14 protein-coding genes are annotated in these 15,517 nt (G+C 60.3%); 2 read left to right on the forward strand and 12 right to left on the reverse strand.

Annotated features, from left to right (window positions below; all coding sequences use genetic code 11):
• Positions 1-87: 87 nt before the first annotated feature.
• The 10 genes from ACVWXD_RS09515 to arnC form a co-directional block, all read right to left on the reverse strand.
• On the reverse strand, positions 88-798 hold the full coding sequence (locus tag ACVWXD_RS09515) for an HPP family protein (protein WP_457370895.1): 711 nt from the start codon (positions 796-798) through the stop codon (positions 88-90).
• A 178-nt stretch (positions 799-976) separates the two neighbouring features.
• Complete coding sequence (locus ACVWXD_RS09520; RefSeq protein ID WP_122680988.1) at positions 977-1,216, reverse strand: type VI secretion system contractile sheath small subunit; 240 nt, start codon at positions 1,214-1,216, stop codon at positions 977-979.
• A gap of 189 nt (positions 1,217-1,405) precedes the next feature.
• Positions 1,406-3,028, reverse strand: coding sequence for an ArnT family glycosyltransferase (locus tag ACVWXD_RS09525; protein ID WP_457370896.1), 1,623 nt, complete (start codon positions 3,026-3,028; stop codon positions 1,406-1,408).
• A gap of 3 nt (positions 3,029-3,031) precedes the next feature.
• The gene (locus tag ACVWXD_RS09530) at positions 3,032-4,411 is read right to left on the reverse strand and encodes a UDP-glucose dehydrogenase family protein (RefSeq protein ID WP_032885662.1); all 1,380 of its coding nucleotides are present in this window, start codon (positions 4,409-4,411) and stop codon (positions 3,032-3,034) included.
• Positions 4,408-4,821, reverse strand: coding sequence for a 4-amino-4-deoxy-L-arabinose-phosphoundecaprenol flippase subunit ArnF (gene arnF, locus ACVWXD_RS09535; protein ID WP_032885661.1), 414 nt, complete (start codon positions 4,819-4,821; stop codon positions 4,408-4,410). Before arnF ends, ACVWXD_RS09530 begins: the two co-directional genes overlap by 4 nt.
• Complete coding sequence (gene arnE / locus ACVWXD_RS09540) at positions 4,818-5,165, reverse strand: 4-amino-4-deoxy-L-arabinose-phosphoundecaprenol flippase subunit ArnE (RefSeq protein ID WP_032885660.1); 348 nt, start codon at positions 5,163-5,165, stop codon at positions 4,818-4,820. The genes arnF and arnE overlap by 4 nt, the downstream gene beginning before the upstream one ends.
• Positions 5,162-6,817 carry a lipid IV(A) 4-amino-4-deoxy-L-arabinosyltransferase gene (arnT, locus tag ACVWXD_RS09545; RefSeq protein WP_401379456.1) on the reverse strand — a complete coding sequence of 552 codons (1,656 nt, stop codon included), beginning with the start codon at positions 6,815-6,817 and terminating at the stop codon, positions 5,162-5,164. The genes arnE and arnT overlap by 4 nt, the downstream gene beginning before the upstream one ends.
• Complete coding sequence (gene arnD, locus ACVWXD_RS09550; protein ID WP_032885658.1) at positions 6,814-7,698, reverse strand: 4-deoxy-4-formamido-L-arabinose-phosphoundecaprenol deformylase; 885 nt, start codon at positions 7,696-7,698, stop codon at positions 6,814-6,816. Before arnD ends, arnT begins: the two co-directional genes overlap by 4 nt.
• Positions 7,698-9,689: a bifunctional UDP-4-amino-4-deoxy-L-arabinose formyltransferase/UDP-glucuronic acid oxidase ArnA gene (arnA, locus tag ACVWXD_RS09555; RefSeq protein ID WP_032885657.1), complete on the reverse strand. Its 1,992-nt coding sequence runs from the start codon at positions 9,687-9,689 to the stop codon at positions 7,698-7,700. Before arnA ends, arnD begins: the two co-directional genes overlap by 1 nt.
• On the reverse strand, positions 9,686-10,717 hold the full coding sequence (gene arnC / locus ACVWXD_RS09560; RefSeq protein ID WP_032885656.1) for an undecaprenyl-phosphate 4-deoxy-4-formamido-L-arabinose transferase: 1,032 nt from the start codon (positions 10,715-10,717) through the stop codon (positions 9,686-9,688). Before arnC ends, arnA begins: the two co-directional genes overlap by 4 nt.
• A gap of 411 nt (positions 10,718-11,128) precedes the next feature.
• Here arnC and ACVWXD_RS09565 point away from each other — a divergent pair, with 411 nt between their 5' ends.
• Entirely contained in the window at positions 11,129-11,941 is an 813-nt protein-coding gene (locus ACVWXD_RS09565; protein WP_181643449.1) for a M949_RS01915 family surface polysaccharide biosynthesis protein, read from the forward strand.
• 108 nt (positions 11,942-12,049) lie between these two features.
• Positions 12,050-12,964: a site-specific integrase gene (locus tag ACVWXD_RS09570; RefSeq protein WP_032885654.1), complete on the forward strand. Its 915-nt coding sequence runs from the start codon at positions 12,050-12,052 to the stop codon at positions 12,962-12,964.
• 226 nt (positions 12,965-13,190) lie between these two features.
• Here the strand turns inward: ACVWXD_RS09570 and ACVWXD_RS09575 are convergent, their stop codons facing one another.
• Both ACVWXD_RS09575 and ACVWXD_RS09580 read right to left on the reverse strand, forming a co-directional pair.
• Entirely contained in the window at positions 13,191-14,048 is an 858-nt protein-coding gene (locus ACVWXD_RS09575) for an SDR family oxidoreductase (RefSeq protein ID WP_032885742.1), read from the reverse strand.
• A gap of 119 nt (positions 14,049-14,167) precedes the next feature.
• Positions 14,168-15,376 carry a multidrug effflux MFS transporter gene (locus tag ACVWXD_RS09580; RefSeq protein ID WP_099602487.1) on the reverse strand — a complete coding sequence of 403 codons (1,209 nt, stop codon included), beginning with the start codon at positions 15,374-15,376 and terminating at the stop codon, positions 14,168-14,170.
• Between the last annotated feature and the right edge of the window lie 141 nt (positions 15,377-15,517).

Here is a 15,517-nt window from a genome sequence, read left to right on the forward strand (position 1 = left end):
CGCGATCGTACCAGTGCAAATTTGCGCAGTACAACCCGGAATCATGCAGGTGGTTGTTGCATTTATGCAGGGCGCCCGGGCCTCTGCTCAGGGCGCGCGGTTGGCCAGTACTTCGCCGATGCTGCGACGGCGCGCGTGGGTTTCGGCCGCGTGAATCAGTTGTTCAAGCTCTGTGGGCGCCACGTCGTAGAACTGCTCCATTTCGGCAAGCGCCAGCTTCAAATCGGCGGCGGTCACGGCAGCGTTTCGCGCTGCATCGGGGGTATTCAATACGGCCGAAGGGGACTCGACAGTCCCCTTGGGATAACGCGTGCGAGTGGCGTTGTTGTAGGCCAGCGCACATGCCAGCAGGGCGCTGGCGCCGAGCAGCACAGCGCCCAACTCATGCCAGCCCAGTGCGGCGGAAGCCGGGTCGGCCAGCACCAGGGTCATGGCCAGGCCACCTGCGGGTGGGTGCAGGCAACGCAGCCAGCACATCAACACCACTGCCATGCCGGCCGCCAGGCAAGCGCCGCCCAAGGTGCGTCCGAGAACCCGCGCGACCAGCAATGCTACGACACCGGCGCACAGGTAGCTGCCGATGATCGACCAGGGTTGCGCCAGCGCACCGGAGGAGACGGCAAACAACAACACCGCCGAGGCCCCTAGCGGGCCGAGCAGGTGCAGCGCCACCTCCATGCCAAATACCTGGGCACAGAGCCAGACACTGAACAATGTACCCAGTGCCATGCCAATGGCGGCCCGGCTCCATTCGGTAGGACGAGTATTGATTGCAGCGGGAAACCAGCGAGCGAGCATTGAAAAGAAATCCATAAACGGCGGGCAAAAAAAAGGCTTATCTGGTTTCCCGGAAAAGCCCTTTGAACGTTCCTGCATTTGGGGGAGGAACCTGCGCAGTGTGCCGCGGCTCGATTATCGGCGCCAATGCATATTAATGAGGTTTTAATGCATAAATATTGAATTAAAACCCATTTCACTAGAGGGGAATGTACGCGGTGTTCAGTTTGCCCAATACGCGGATATCGGTTTCTTCGTTGAACATATGCTTTTGCAGGTTTTCCAGGAGCCCTGGCTCGCCAGAGAGTGGACCTTTGAGTGCCACCAGAGCGTTGCGTAGCGACATCAGTCGATCCAACGGCGGAATGGGCAGGTAGCCGATATGCACTTCATCCCGGATCAAGGCAGCAGGAGTATCAGGTAAACGATCATTTGGCACGGCATTGTCCTCTCGCGAAGTGAGCCGCAGTGATGGCTGCCGCTCTTAACGTCCTTGTTGTGTTCCATGGCCTGTGGCGGTAAAGACCTACCCCACATGGCCATCGAGTTTACAGTTGGGTTTCAACCCCCGGAAAGTGAAATGACACCAGCCATTACGCATAGCTGCGTAGGATTCTTCCGGGTCGACTCAAGGCTGTGGGGGTTTGGCCAGGTACAGCAGGACAAAGGTGTTGCGATCGAACTCGCCCGCTAAGGTCGGCGTGAGCGTGGCAAAGCGCGGATCTTTAAGCGCGCGGAAATCCTCTTCGCTCATCACCAGCCAGGCTGGCCCTTGCAGCGGCGTCAGGTCAGCAGCTTGCTGGGTAAACAACGGCACCTGATCGCAGTCGAGGTTGACCATGTATTTGATGGCCTTGGCGTCTTTGCCCAAACCGTGCAAGACCACGGGGGCACGCTGCTGCATCACCTGCTCATGAACGTTCAAGGTAAATGTGCGGGTGTCATAGACACTGCGCTCCAGCGGCTCCACCACCAGGATGTAGGTAGCCCACACCGCCAACACTGCAGTGAAGGCCGGCCCGACCGGCCGTAGACGAGAGACGAACAACGACAACAGCGCCAATGCCTGCAGCGCACCAAGCACACCCAGCACCAAGCCCAGATGGCTCAGTTGTTCCGGATAACGTGGGCGCACGAACAGCAGCCCCGCGATCAGCAGCGTAGGCAGCAGCGTCCATAGACCCAGCATCAGGGCGCGCAGCCCGGCGAAAAGCCGCCCGCGTGCGCCGTAAAAGGGATACGCCGCAATAATCGCCGCCATGGGCAGCATCGGCAGTACATAGCGCGCCTTTTTCGCCTGGGGGATCGACAGGCCAACCATCACCAGCAAGCCGGCAGCGGCGCAGTACAGCACCAATTGCAAGGCCGGCTCCGGCGTGCGCCGCCCACCGGTCGCCACTGCCAGCAGCGCTAGCAACGCCAGGGGATAGGCCAAGGCGTAATTACCCAGGGAGCTGGTGAAGTAATACAGCACACCGCTGCTGCCTTCGCTGCCATCCATGCGCCCGAGGAACTGCATGCGGATCACGTCCTGCATGAAACGCTCACCGCCACTGAGTTTGGCCATCAGCAACAGCAGGCCGACACAGGCCAGCAGCAGCGCCAGCGCCAGGAGGCCGAAGCTGAGCAGTTGGCGCCATTGCCGGTTGATCAGGTAATAGCTGCACAGCACACCGGTGGGCACGACCAGGCCAATTGGCCCGCGTATCGCAAACCCCAGGATCAAGAGCAGAAACAGCCAGTGCAGACGTTTACCCGCAGAGAAATGATCATGGGCGTAACCCAGATAAAACACCGTCAAGGTGATCGCGGCGAGCATCTGGTCCAGGGACACGGCGCGGGTTTCGCTGATAAAGGTGGTGCTCAACAGCAGCACCGCAATGCTCAACAAGCCCCAGCGCTGGGAGTAGGGCGCCGTGAGGCGATACACCAGGATGACGATCAGTGCCGAGGCCATCGAAGTGGGCAGCCAGGCCGTGAGGCTGGTGACCTGGCCCAGGGGCAGCGACAACAGCCAGGTCATCAGGGTCGAGGTGGCCAGATAATCAGCATACGGCTGGCCGTAAGTGGTGGGAAAAAAGCCCGGCCCATGGCGCAGCATTTCCTGGGCGAACAGCACGAAGCGTGAGTCGAAACCGATAATCGCCTGGTGCCAACTGCCGGCGATAAACAGCAACAGCGCCAGCAATCCCAGGCAGAGGGATTGGCGGCGGATCGTGGCACTCAGCAAAGGCGGTCGGGCTGTGTTCACGTATCAGGCTTCCACGACCTGTGGCACCCACTGCTGCTGCGGAATCGGCAACTGACATGAGTCGCCTCGCCCTATCGGGAAGTATTGGAAGCCCTTGCGCGACAGGCGCTCGCCGTCATACAGGTTGCGGCCATCGAAGATCACCGGGGTTTTCAGGCGCTGGTGGATCAGGTCGAAATCGGGGGCTTTGAACTGCTGCCACTCGGTGCACACGATCAGCGCATCGGCGCCAACCAGAGTGGACTCCGGCGTGCCCATCAGCATCAGCCGTTCTTCGTCACCGTAGAGGCGCTGGGTTTCCTGCATGGCTTCCGGGTCGAACGCGCGCACGTTGGCGCCGGCAGCCCACAGCGCTTCCATCAGCACGCGGCTGGGTGCATCGCGCATGTCGTCGGTGTTGGGCTTGAACGCAAGGCCCCACAGGGCGAAGGTCTTGCCGCGCAGATTGCCTTGGAAGAACGCATTGACGCGCTCGAACAGCTTGCTCTTCTGGCGTTGGTTGATCGCTTCTACGGCTTCCAACAGGTCGCTGGAGCAGTTGGCCTGTTTGGCGCTGTGGATCAAGGCGCGCATGTCTTTGGGAAAACATGAACCGCCGTAACCGCAACCGGGGTAGATAAAGTGATAGCCGATGCGCGAGTCGGCACCGATGCCCAGGCGCACTGCTTCGATATCCGCCCCCAGGTGCTCGGCCAGCTCGGCGATCTGGTTGATAAAGCTGATCTTGGTGGCCAGCATGCAGTTGGCGGCGTACTTGGTCAGCTCGGCGCTGCGCAGGTCCATGAAGATGATGCGGTCGTGGTTGCGGTTGAACGGCGCGTACAGATCGCGCATCACCTCGCGCACTTCTTCGCGCTCACAGCCGATGATGATGCGATCCGGACGGCGACAGTCGGCAACCGCCGAGCCTTCCTTGAGGAATTCCGGGTTGGAGACGATATCGAACTCCAGGTGCCGGCCAGCGACGTGCAGGGCTTTTTCGATATGGGCGCGCAGGGTGTCGCCGGTGCCCACGGGTACCGTGGACTTTTCCACCAGGATTACCGGTGCCACTCGATGACGGGCCACGGCGTCGCCCACCGACAGCACGTACTTCAAGTCGGCCGAGCCATCTTCATCCGACGGCGTGCCGACGGCGATAAACAGCACTTCACCGTGTTCGACGGCGAGCTTCTCATCGAAAGTGAAATTCAGGCGGCCGCTTTCCAGGTTCTCCTTGACCATGGCGGCCAGTCCCGGTTCGAAGATACTCACGTGGCCTTGCTGCAGCAGCTTGACCTTGTTTTGATCGACGTCCATGCAGATCACATCGTGACCGACTTCGGCTAATACGGTGGCCTGTACCAGGCCGACGTAACCACTACCAAATACACTGATTTTCATGGGGCATTCCTGGGACGAGTAGCACTGGCACGACGAGAGTTGATGATCAGCACACCGAGGATGACAAGCGCCACCCCCAGGGTTTTTGAAACGGAAAAATGTTCGTTGAACACCGGCAGGCTGGCGGCCAACAGGTACACCAGCGCATAGCTGATGCTGAGCAATGAATAGGCGCGGCCAAGGGGCAGGTGCTTGAGCGCGCCGAGCCAGCAGAGCATCGACAGCGCGTAGGCGAAGATCGCCAGGCTCACCACGCCCAACGCAGCGAAGTCGATGGCGTTGCTGTTCAACGCCGCCAGCCATTCGGTGGGCAAGGGCAGGCGCGTCATGCTCCAGCGCATGCCCAATTGGGCGGCGCTGACCAAGCCAACGCTGCCCAGGGCCAGGGCAAAACCACGCACGCGGCTCATACCTGGCGCCCCAACAGCACCACACCGGCAATCACCAGCACGACACCCAGCCAATGCCGTGTGTCGATGTGTTCCTTGAACACAAAGCGCGCCACCAGCGTGACCAGGACAAAATTGAGGCTGAGCATCGGGTAGGCGATACCGACTTCCAGGCGCTGCAACACCAGCAACCACACCAGCAAACCAAAACCCAGGCACAGCAGGGCCGACCACAGCCACGGCGAGCGCAGCTTCAGCGCCCAACCGTCGGGCTGGTCGCGCCAGCTTTCCACGGCGAATTTTTGCGAAACCTGGCCCATGCATGTCAGCAGGCAGGCGGCCAATAACAGGCATAGCGTGATCATGGCGCAACCTGCGGGAACACCAGGATCACGATATTGCCTTGCTCGTAGCGCTTGCCGTCTTTGGGCAGCAAGTCCACCTCGGCGATTTCGTCGTCACCCTTCACGCGCATGACCACCCCGACGGCGCCGTGTTTACGTGCGTCGCTCATCCACTGCTGGACCTGTGTGGTGTCGACCTTGTGATGGGCCGCATCGTCGAAGGCCAAGCCATATTTCACTTCGCCGACGGTGTTATAGAGGGTCACGTCCGGGCGCTTGACGCGCCAGGCCAAGGCGGAGGCTGCGCCCAGGTCATTGCTCAGCAACGCGCTGGTCTGGCTCAGCTCCTGGAGGTGATCGATGATGAACTGGTCCGGAGTCTTGTTGTAAACCACCGAATGGGGCAGTGCGGCTGGGACCAACGCCACCAGCAACCAACTGCCAACTACCGGCGCTGCCCACAAGCGCAGCGGGCGTGACGCTTGCAGCAGGTTGGCGATGATCCAGCCGAACAGGAAGACAAACACCAGCACCAGGCTGAGGGTTTCCTGACCGTGTTCGTAGACGGGCTTCTTCAGTTGAAACCACGTCAGCGCCAGTAACACTGAGACGCCAATCACCAGGTTCAGCCAACCGTTGATACGCACGACACGGCCGCGGCCTGCGGCGAGTTTGTCCGCCAGTGTCGAGCCCATCAGCAGCGCCAGCGGCAACAGGCACGGCATGATGTAGGAGGGCAACTTGCCCTTGGCCAGGCTGAAAAACGCCAGCGGCATCAGCAGCCACAGCAGCAGGAAGGCAGTTTTCGCCGCGCGTTTTTCCTGCCACGCCTGTTTCAGGGTGGACGGCAGCAGTGCGACCCACGGCAGGCTGAACGCGACCAGCAGCGGTAGGTAATACCAGAAAGGCTCGGCGTGCTGGGCATCCTCGCCGGCAAAACGCTGGATATGCTCGTGCCAGAAGAAGAAATTCCAATAGTCCGGTTCTTGCAGATGCACGGCCAGTGCCCACGGCAGGCTCACTGCAATGGCGACAACCACGGCCACCAGCCCATAACCGAGCAGTTCGCGAAAGCGCTTCTGCCAGATCGCGTAGGGCAGGGCGATTAACACCGGCAACAGCCACGCCAGGAATCCCTTGGTCATAAAGCCCATGCCACAGGCGAAACCGAGCAGCGCCCAGGATCCCAGGCGGCCGTTGCGGGTGGTGCTGTCGAAGCAGAACCACAGGGCAACGCCGGTCAGGTTGACCCAGAAGGTGAACTGCGGATCGAGGTTGGCATAACCGCCCAAGGCCGCCACGCTGACAAAGCTCATGTACAGCACGGTGCTGACCAGGCTCTTTTGCGGGTCATTCCACAGCCGACGTGACACCAGGTACACCAGCAGGATGCTCAAACCGGTGCTCAACGCCGAGGCGAAGCGCACACCAAACAGGTTTTGCCCGAAGATCGCCTGGCCGAGCGCGATCATCCAGTAACCGGCAGCCGGCTTTTCGAAATAGCGAATCCCCATGAAGTGCGGCGAAGCCCACTTGCCGGTCAGCAGCATTTCCTGGCTGATCTGTGCGTAGCGGGTTTCATCAGGAATCCACAGGCCATGGGTTGCCAGCGGCAGCAGGTAAAACACGCCAAACGCTAACAGGAGCAGGGGCAAGGCCCAACGCCGAATCATGCCTGCTGCACTCCAAGCCAACCCTCACGGCCGCTCAATGCGCCGCGCACCAACTGTTGCTGGGGCAGGGTGGTCAGGTCCGCAGGCAACAAGTCACCCAGCGGTTTGAAATCGATGCCGCGCTGCCCTGCCTGGGCAAGCAACTGGCGAAAATCGTTGGCCATCAGAATCCCTTCTACTTCTGCGTGGATCGTGTAGACGTTGAGCTTCGACTCGGCAAACCGGTCAAGAATGAAGCTATTGAAGTCTTTGGCGGCCACCACCGGCCCGACGACTTCGTCGAAGGTCGGCAGGTCCACCGGAATTTGTGGCGTACCTGCGCTGCCATCGGCCAATGTCGGCCGAAACAGGCTGGTACCCCGGCAATCGCTGTTGTAGCGAAAGTTGAAACCTTGCTTGGCTTGCACCACTCGCTCATCGGCACGCCAACCGGCGGCGGCCGAACAGTCGATGCGTTCGCCCAGGATGTCGCTCAGGGTCTCCACGCCGCGTCGAATTTGCTCGACCAGTTGTGCATCGCTCCACCGTCCGGTGTTGGCCTGCCAGCCATGGTGATCCCAGGCGTGCAGGCCGACTTCGTGACCGGCGGCCTTGGCCTGGCGCATCAAGTGCCCCAAGTCACGGCCGATCGGCTTGCCCGGCCAGGCAGTGCCGGCGAGCAGGATGTCCCAGCCGTACAGGCCGGCAGCGTTGGAACGCAGCATCTTCCACAGGAATTGCGGGCGGATCAGGCGCCACAAGTGGCGCCCCATGTTGTCCGGCCCGACACTGAAGAAGAACGTCGCTTTTACCCCGGCCTCGTCCAGGGATTCGAGCAACCGTGGCACACCTTCACGGGTGCCCCGATAGGTATCGACGTCAATGCGAAGACCTGCCTGCATTAGCGCTTATCCGCGATTTCGAGCATGGCCTCGCGCAGGAAGAAGTCCAGCGTGTTGCCGATGGTTTCGCTCATCTCCACGGTTGGCTCCCAGTTCAGCAGGCGCTTGGCGTTTTCGATGCTTGGCTTGCGGTGTGCCACGTCTTGGTAACCGGTGCCGTAGAACGCCTTGCTCTCCACATCGCGGAAACCGGCGAACGGCGGGAAGTTGCTGCGCAGCGGGTGCGCTTCGAACTGACGCAGCAGCTCTTCGCCCAACTGGCGGATGCTGGCTTCGTTTTCCGGGTTACCGATGTTGATGATCTGGCCGTTGCAGGCATCGTTGTCGTTATCAATGATGCGGGCCAGGGCTTCGATACCGTCGGCGATGTCGGTGAAGCAGCGTTTCTGCTCGCCACCATCGAACAGGCGGATCGGCGTGCCTTCCACCAGGTTCAGGATCAGTTGGGTGATCGCACGGGAGCTGCCGATACGGGCCGAATCCAGGCGGTCGAGGCGTGGGCCCATCCAGTTGAACGGACGGAACAGCGTGAAGTTCAGGCCCTTGGCGCCGTAGGCCCAGATCACGCGGTCCAGCAGTTGCTTGGAGACCGAGTAGATCCAGCGCTGTTTGTTGACCGGGCCAACCACCAGGTTGGAAGTGTCTTCGTCGAAATACTGGTCCTGGCACATGCCATAGACTTCAGAGGTCGACGGGAAGATCACGCGCTTGTTGTACTTGACGCAGTAGCGCACCAGCTTGAGGTTTTCTTCGAAGTCCAACTCGAACACGCGCAGCGGGTTACGGGTGTATTCGATCGGCGTGGCGATGGCCACCAGCGGCAGGACCACGTCGCACTTCTTGATGTGGTATTCGATCCACTCGGTGTGGATGCTGATGTCGCCTTCGACGTAATGGAAGTTCGGGTGGCTGCGCAGGCGCTCAATGGCGTCGGAGCCGATGTCCAGGCCGTAGACTTCATAACGGTCGTCACGCAGCAGGCGCTCGGACAGATGGTTACCGATAAAACCGTTCACGCCCAGGATCAGCACGCGGGTACGGCGTGGCTTGCGGCCGGATTCGGCACCGCGCAGCACGGAGCCGTCGACCAGGCCCAGTTCGTTGGCCAGGGAAGGGCCGGCCAGGTACAGGCCGTTGTCGTTGCGCTGGCCGAACTTGACCACCAGGGAGTCCTCGCCACAGGCGATGCGCAGCGGGTTGACGCTGATCACCCGGCCCGGTGCCAGGCCTTCGTTGCCCTTGACCACCTCGGCTTGCCACACGATCAGCTTGTGTTCGCCCACGGCACAGAATGCGCCTGGATACGGTTGAGTCACGGCGCGAACCAGGTTGAACAGGGTTTCAGCCGGATGTTTCCAGTCCAGCTTGCCGTCTGCGGCCGTGCGGCGACCGAAGTAAGTGGCTTGGCTTTCATCTTGTGCGGTTTCAGTCAGCTTGCCTTCGGCCAGTTGCGGCAGGACATCACGCAGCAGGTTGCTGGCGGCTTCACGCAGCTTGGCATGCAGGGTCAGGCCGGTGTCGCTACGCTCGATGGTGACTTTTTGCTGGGCGAGGATCGCGCCGGCATCCGCACGCTTGACCATGCGGTGCAGGGTCACGCCGGTTTCGGTTTCGCCGTTGACCAGCACCCAGTTGGCCGGCGCGCGGCCACGGTACTTGGGCAGCAACGAACCGTGCAGGTTGAACGCACCTTTACGGGCGGTGGCCAGCAGCGGCTCGCTCAGCAGGTTGCGGTAGTAGAAAGAGAAAATGTAATCCGGGTTCAGCTTGGCGATGCGCTCAATCCACAGAGGGTGGTTGGCGTCCTCTGGCGCATGCACCGGGATACCGTTGCGGGCGCACAGTTGGGCAACGGAGCCGTAGAAGTTGTTTTCCTTGGGGTCGTCGGCATGGGTAAACACAGCAGCAATTTCGTAGCCGGTATTGAGCAGCGCTTCAATGCCTGCACAACCAATATCGTGGTACGCGAATACAACAGCTTTTGAACTCATGACTGAACCTGATCGGCGGAAGTGGAAGTATGGGAAGACACCAGGCCGTCAACGACGACCACAGGAGCCGGTGCTGCCGGTTGGTTGCGCAGCACTTTTTCGATAAAGAAGCGTGGGCGGGCGCGCACATCGCTGTACATGCGGCCCAGGTATTCACCCAAGAGGCCCATGCCGATGAACTGGCCACCGGTGAAGACGAACAGCACCGCGAACAGCACGAACAGGCCGTCGCCCGCCCAGTCGGCACCGAAGGCCAGGCGCAGAACGATCAGCGCGAAGGCAAACAGCATGCCCAGGGCCGCCAGGCTGAAGCCGACAATAGACAGCAGGCGCAGCGGCGTGGTGGTCATGCAGGTCAGCAGGTCGAACATCAGGCTGATCAGGCGCATGGCGCTGTATTTGGACTCACCGTGTTCGCGTTCGGCGTGGTGCACCAGGATTTCCGTGGTGTGGCGGGCGAAGCCGTTGGCGAGGATCGGGATAAAGGTGCTGCGCTCGCGGCAGGCGAGCATGGCGTCGACGATGGTGCGGCGGTAAGCGCGCAGCATGCAGCCGTAGTCGGTCATGGCCACGCCGGTAGAGCGCTGCACGGCAAGGTTGATCAGGCGTGACGGCCAGCGGCGAAACGCCGAGTCCTGGCGATTGTTGCGCACGGTGGCGACGACGTCGTAGCCGAGGGCGGCTTGCTCCACCAGGCGCGGGATTTCTTCGGGAGGGTTCTGCAGGTCGGCATCGAGGGTAATCACCACTTCGCCCTGGCACTGTTCGAAACCCGCCATGATCGCGGCATGCTGGCCGTAGTTGCGGTTGAGGATCACAGCCACCACGTTGCTGCCGTCTTCTGCGGCAGCGTCTTCCAGCAGTTGGGCCGAGTTGTCACGGCTACCGTCATCCACCAGGATGATTTCGTATTCGTAGGCCAGTTGCCTGCACGCCGCGGTGGTGCGACGCAGCAATTCAGGCAGGCTTTCTTCTTCGTTGTAGACCGGGATAACGATCGACACGCGATGAATAGGGTAGGGTTTCAAAGATTTATGACCTCGGGGTTGGAGCAGCGTGGCGCGTGAAAACGCCCGCAATCATTGGATACAAACGCCGTGCAACGGTTAAGAACCGCTAAAAATCGAAATCTAATCAAGAGGTTAGTTCAAGAATGTGAATATCGCCTTGAACTTCCGTATTTAAGATTAAGCTCAAATATGTAGGAAAGGTATGAAGGGGAAGTCGAAAATTCGTTTATTTGACAGCCAGACAGCCAGGGTTCAGCTAAACATGAGGGCGCTAAGGGGGGGCGGGGTCGTGGTGAAACAGGGACGGCATGCAACGCATTTACTACAGCGTCGGCGAACACAATCAGGCTTCGACCACGATTGAAGAATCTTCTCTGCAATGCCTCTCAAGTGCCGGTAAAGTAACGCGTCTCTTGGCAGGGTAATCGGATGAATAGCGTGCAGCTTTTACGCGGCCAGTTGCGGCCAGTATTGATGGGGTTGTTGATGAGCGTGGCGTGTGTCACGATCGTTCGCGCCGATGAAAGCGTGGCGTTGACCCGCCTCGATCAGGTGCCGGATGGCGTGGAAGTACGTGGCAAGCAGATCGCCGCTTACACCTGGGACGACCGCCAGGGCAAGAATCTGCTGGTGCTGGCTGAACAAGTCAGCGAGCGGGATGACGACGGCACCCAGTCGTCCTTTGTGTATGCCGCTCAGTACCTGATCGACGGTAACCGCCCCAAGCGCGTGTGGATGCTCTACGACGATGTGCAGCATTGCGAATTTGACGCGGCGTTGCGTTTCGACCAAGCCGCGACCAAGGTCACCGACCTGTCGGGCGATGGCATCACCCAGGCCACTGTGGGCTATTCGCGCACCTGCACGAGCGACGTGAGCCCCAATGAATTCAAGCTGATCATGCATGTGGGCAAGTCGCAGAAGTACCGTTTGCGCGGTGTCGACCGCTACGGCGCCGCCTGGTGGGATGAAGAGGCCGGGGCGTTGCGCGGGATGCCGCTGCCCAAGGATTGCAGCACCGCTGGGCAACAGGCGCTCGTCAGCCAGTACAAGGAGCAGGGCACCGAATTGCCGTTACCCGGCTGCTATGGCGATGAGAGGGATTTCGCCAATGCGCCCGAGGCGTATCTCACGTTCATGCGTCAGCATTGGTTCGCACTGATGCAAAAGCAGGACGCCGAATGGAGCCAGGCCCAGACCCAGCCCCAGGAACCCACGGAGGACGAAGAAACTGCCCCATGATTTGGTAAGAGGGCCTGTGCTGCGCTAGACTCAGCCCTCGCCAATTCACTAAATACCTTGATTTAACAATGGCTTGTTCGAGGTATTTAATCCAAAGGCTGATCTATTTTGACTGAGCATATCCGCAACCCGCTGACCCTCTACCTCACCCGCCTGGCCCCCTCCAGCCAACTCACCATGCGCTACGTGCTGCAGGACGCCGCCGACCGCCTGGGCTTCGAGGATATCAACCTTGAAGACATCGACTGGCACCTGCTGCAACCCGAACACGTCATCGCCCTGGTAGCCGCCCTGCGCGAAGACGGCTACGCGCCCAACACCTCATCGTTATATGTAAATGCGGTGCGCGGGGTGATGAATGAAGCGTGGCGCATGAGCCTGATCAGTCAGGAACACTTGTTGAGAATGCGCACGGTCAAGCCAGCGCCCGGTACGCGTCTTGGCCAGGGCCGTAACCTGCGGCGCACGCTGATCCGCGAAATGATGGAAGTCTGTGCCGCCGACCCCAGGCCGCAAGGCCTGCGTGATGCCGCGGTCATCGGCATCCTCTACGGCTCGGGCATGCGCAAGTCGGAGTCGGTCAACCTGGATCTCGCGCAGATCAACGTTGAGGAGCGCAGCTTGCGGGTCATTGGCAAAGGCAACAAAGAGTTGATCAAGTACGCGCCGCAATGGGCATTTGCCAAGTTGCAGGCCTGGCTGGCGTTTCGGCGCGAGCAGTTAAAAGAGGGCGAGCAGGACGACAGCTTCCTGTTCAATCGCATCCGCCGGGGTAGCCATATCACCCGGGAACGCATTACTAAACACGCGATTTACTACATTGCCCGGCAGCGAGGGGAACAGGTGGGGGTCAAGATCATGCCCCATGACTTCCGTCGCTCGTTTATCACGCGGGTGATCGAGGAGCATGACCTATCGATCGCGCAGAAGCTGGCGCATCACACTAACATCCAGACCACCGCCAGCTATGACGTGCGTGACGACAACGAACGCCGCCGAGCCGTAGATCGATTCGACCTGTAGTGAGCGGGCTTGCCCCTCGCCGGCTTGCATAGCAGCCCCCAAGTTTATTGGGTCTGCTTCGCAGCCCAGCGCGGGGCAAGCCCGCTCACCACAAAAGCCTGATGATCACAAAAGCCCGATCACCACAAAAAGCCCTGTCACCACGAACAGAGAGGTCACCACAGGCGCTCAGTTCATCAAGGCGCTCGCCCCAGGGAGGATGTTCAGCCTTAGAGCGCCTTCAAGGCTAGAGGATGGGTTTCCCCCCGGTAACCGCATAGCGTGAACCGGAGATGTAGCTGGCTTCATCCGAGGCAAGCAGCACATAAATCGGCGCCACTTCCACCGGCTGGCCAGGTCGGCCCAGTGGTGTTTCGCTGCCGAAGCTCTTCACATCTTCATCAGTCATGGTCGCCACGATCAGCGGCGTCCAGATCGGTCCGGGGGCCACACTGTTGACGCGAATGCCCTTGCTGCCCAGCAACTGCGCCAAACCGCCGGTGAAGTTGGCAATCGCGCCCTTGGTGGCGGCGTAGGCCAGCAGGGTCGGTTTGGGCATGTCAGAGTTGACCGAACTGGTGTTGATGATCGAACTGCCAGCCTTCATATGGGGCAGGGCGGCCTTGCAGATGCGAAACATCGCCGTGATGTTGATATCGAAGGTCTTCACCCATTCCTCGTCCTCGATCTCTTCGAGGGTTTCGTGGGTCATCTGGAACGCAGCGTTATTGACCAGCACATCGATGCGACCGAACTGTTCGACGGTGCTGTCGACCAGTGCCTGGCACTGGGCTTTCTGTGCAAGATCGCCGGGCAGTAACAGGCATTGGCGACCGGCCTCTTCCACCCAGCGTGCGGTTTCCTTGGCGTCTTCGTGCTCGTCCAGGTAGGCGATGGCAACGTCTGCACCTTCACGGGCAAACGCAATGGCAACCGCGCGACCGATGCCGCTGTCGGCCCCCGTGATCAGCGCGATTTTGTTGGCCAGCCGACCAGAGCCTTTATAGCTTTGCTCGCCACAATCGGGATAAGGGTCCATTTTTCTCTGGGAGCCTGGGACCGATTGGGCTTGAGGGGCGAAGGGCGGGCGTGGGTAGTCAGTCATCTCAATCTCCATAGGTTCCTAAGGGTGCTATGGAGTTAGTAATTCCTTGGCCGGCGATAGTTGTGCTGGATCCTGCCCAGGGCCGACGAGTGGTTAACGCCGAGCCCTGTTGTTACCCCTCAGGAGGAGGGCGGGGCACTCGCCAAGTGGGCGGGCAAACGGCGTAATGTCCAGATCACCGTGAGCATCGCCGCAACGGCACACATCGCAATACCGATGATCATTGGCGCCGGGGTGTGGTCGGCAAAGACTCCAACAAGGGTCATGGACACCGCCCCTGTGATCATTTGAATCGCGCCAAGCAAAGCGGATGCAGAACCCGCCACCGCGCCATGGTCCTCCAGGGCCAACACACCCGAGGCAGGCAACAGCAAGCCAAGGAAGCCGAAGCCGATAAACAGCAACGTCATCATCAGGACCAAGCTATCAACCCACAGCGTGGTGACCGCCAGCAGAAGCATCACTGCAGCCACCGCCGTAACTGACCAAAGTATCAACGGCACCAGACCGAAGCGTGCGCTCAGGCGCGCCGTCAGCTGGCTCATAGCGAAAAATGACGCCGCATTCAGGGCAAAACACAGGCTGAATTGCGTGGGTGTCAGGCCGAAATATTCGATGTACACAAAGGGCGCGCTGCCAATAAAAACAAAGAACGTTGCCAACCCAAAGCCGCAGACCACCGACAATCCGATAAACACAGGATCGCGCAGCAGAGCCCCATAACTGCTGAATGCAGTGCCCAGGGTTTTACCCATACGACGCTCGGGCGGGTGGGTTTCGGGCAATTGCACGGCCGTCATCACCAGGCACAACACGGCCACCACCGCCAGCACGGCGAACACTTCGCGCCAACTCCAGAGCGCAATCACCACACTGCCAGCCAGCGGGGCAAGAATTGGCGAGACACTCATCACCAGCATCAGCAATGACATCAGCCGCGCGGCTTCATGGCCGGTGTACAGATCGCGAACGATAGCCCGAGGGATCACCATGCCGGCGCACGCACCAAATGCTTGCAGGGCACGAAATCCAATCAGCACTTCAATGGTCGGCGCCAGGGCGCAGCCGATACTCCCGATGGCAAAAATCAGCAGTCCGGCATAAATCGGCGGTTTGCGTCCGAATACATCGCTGATGGGGCCGTAGAACAGCTGGCATACCCCCACGATCACAAAGAACACGGTCAGGCTCATCTGTACGGCGGCCGGCGAGGCGTGCAGGCTCGCGCCAAGGGTTGGCAGCGCAGGCAGGTAGATGTCGATGGCGAACGGGCCAACGGCCGTGATCAACCCCAGGAGCAGGGCCAAGTGGGCAATACTTCGAGACATGGGCATTTCCGGGCGGAGCAAAGGATGGCCAGCTTAAGGGATCCTCGCAGATCCGCAAACTTAGGCTTCACTAACCAGTGACTGCTGCCGATAACGTTAATAGAGGTTGGGTTCCCAACCCGCGGCTAAGGTATGGGGATA

It is taken from the genome of Pseudomonas sp. TE3911, assembly GCF_054062775.1.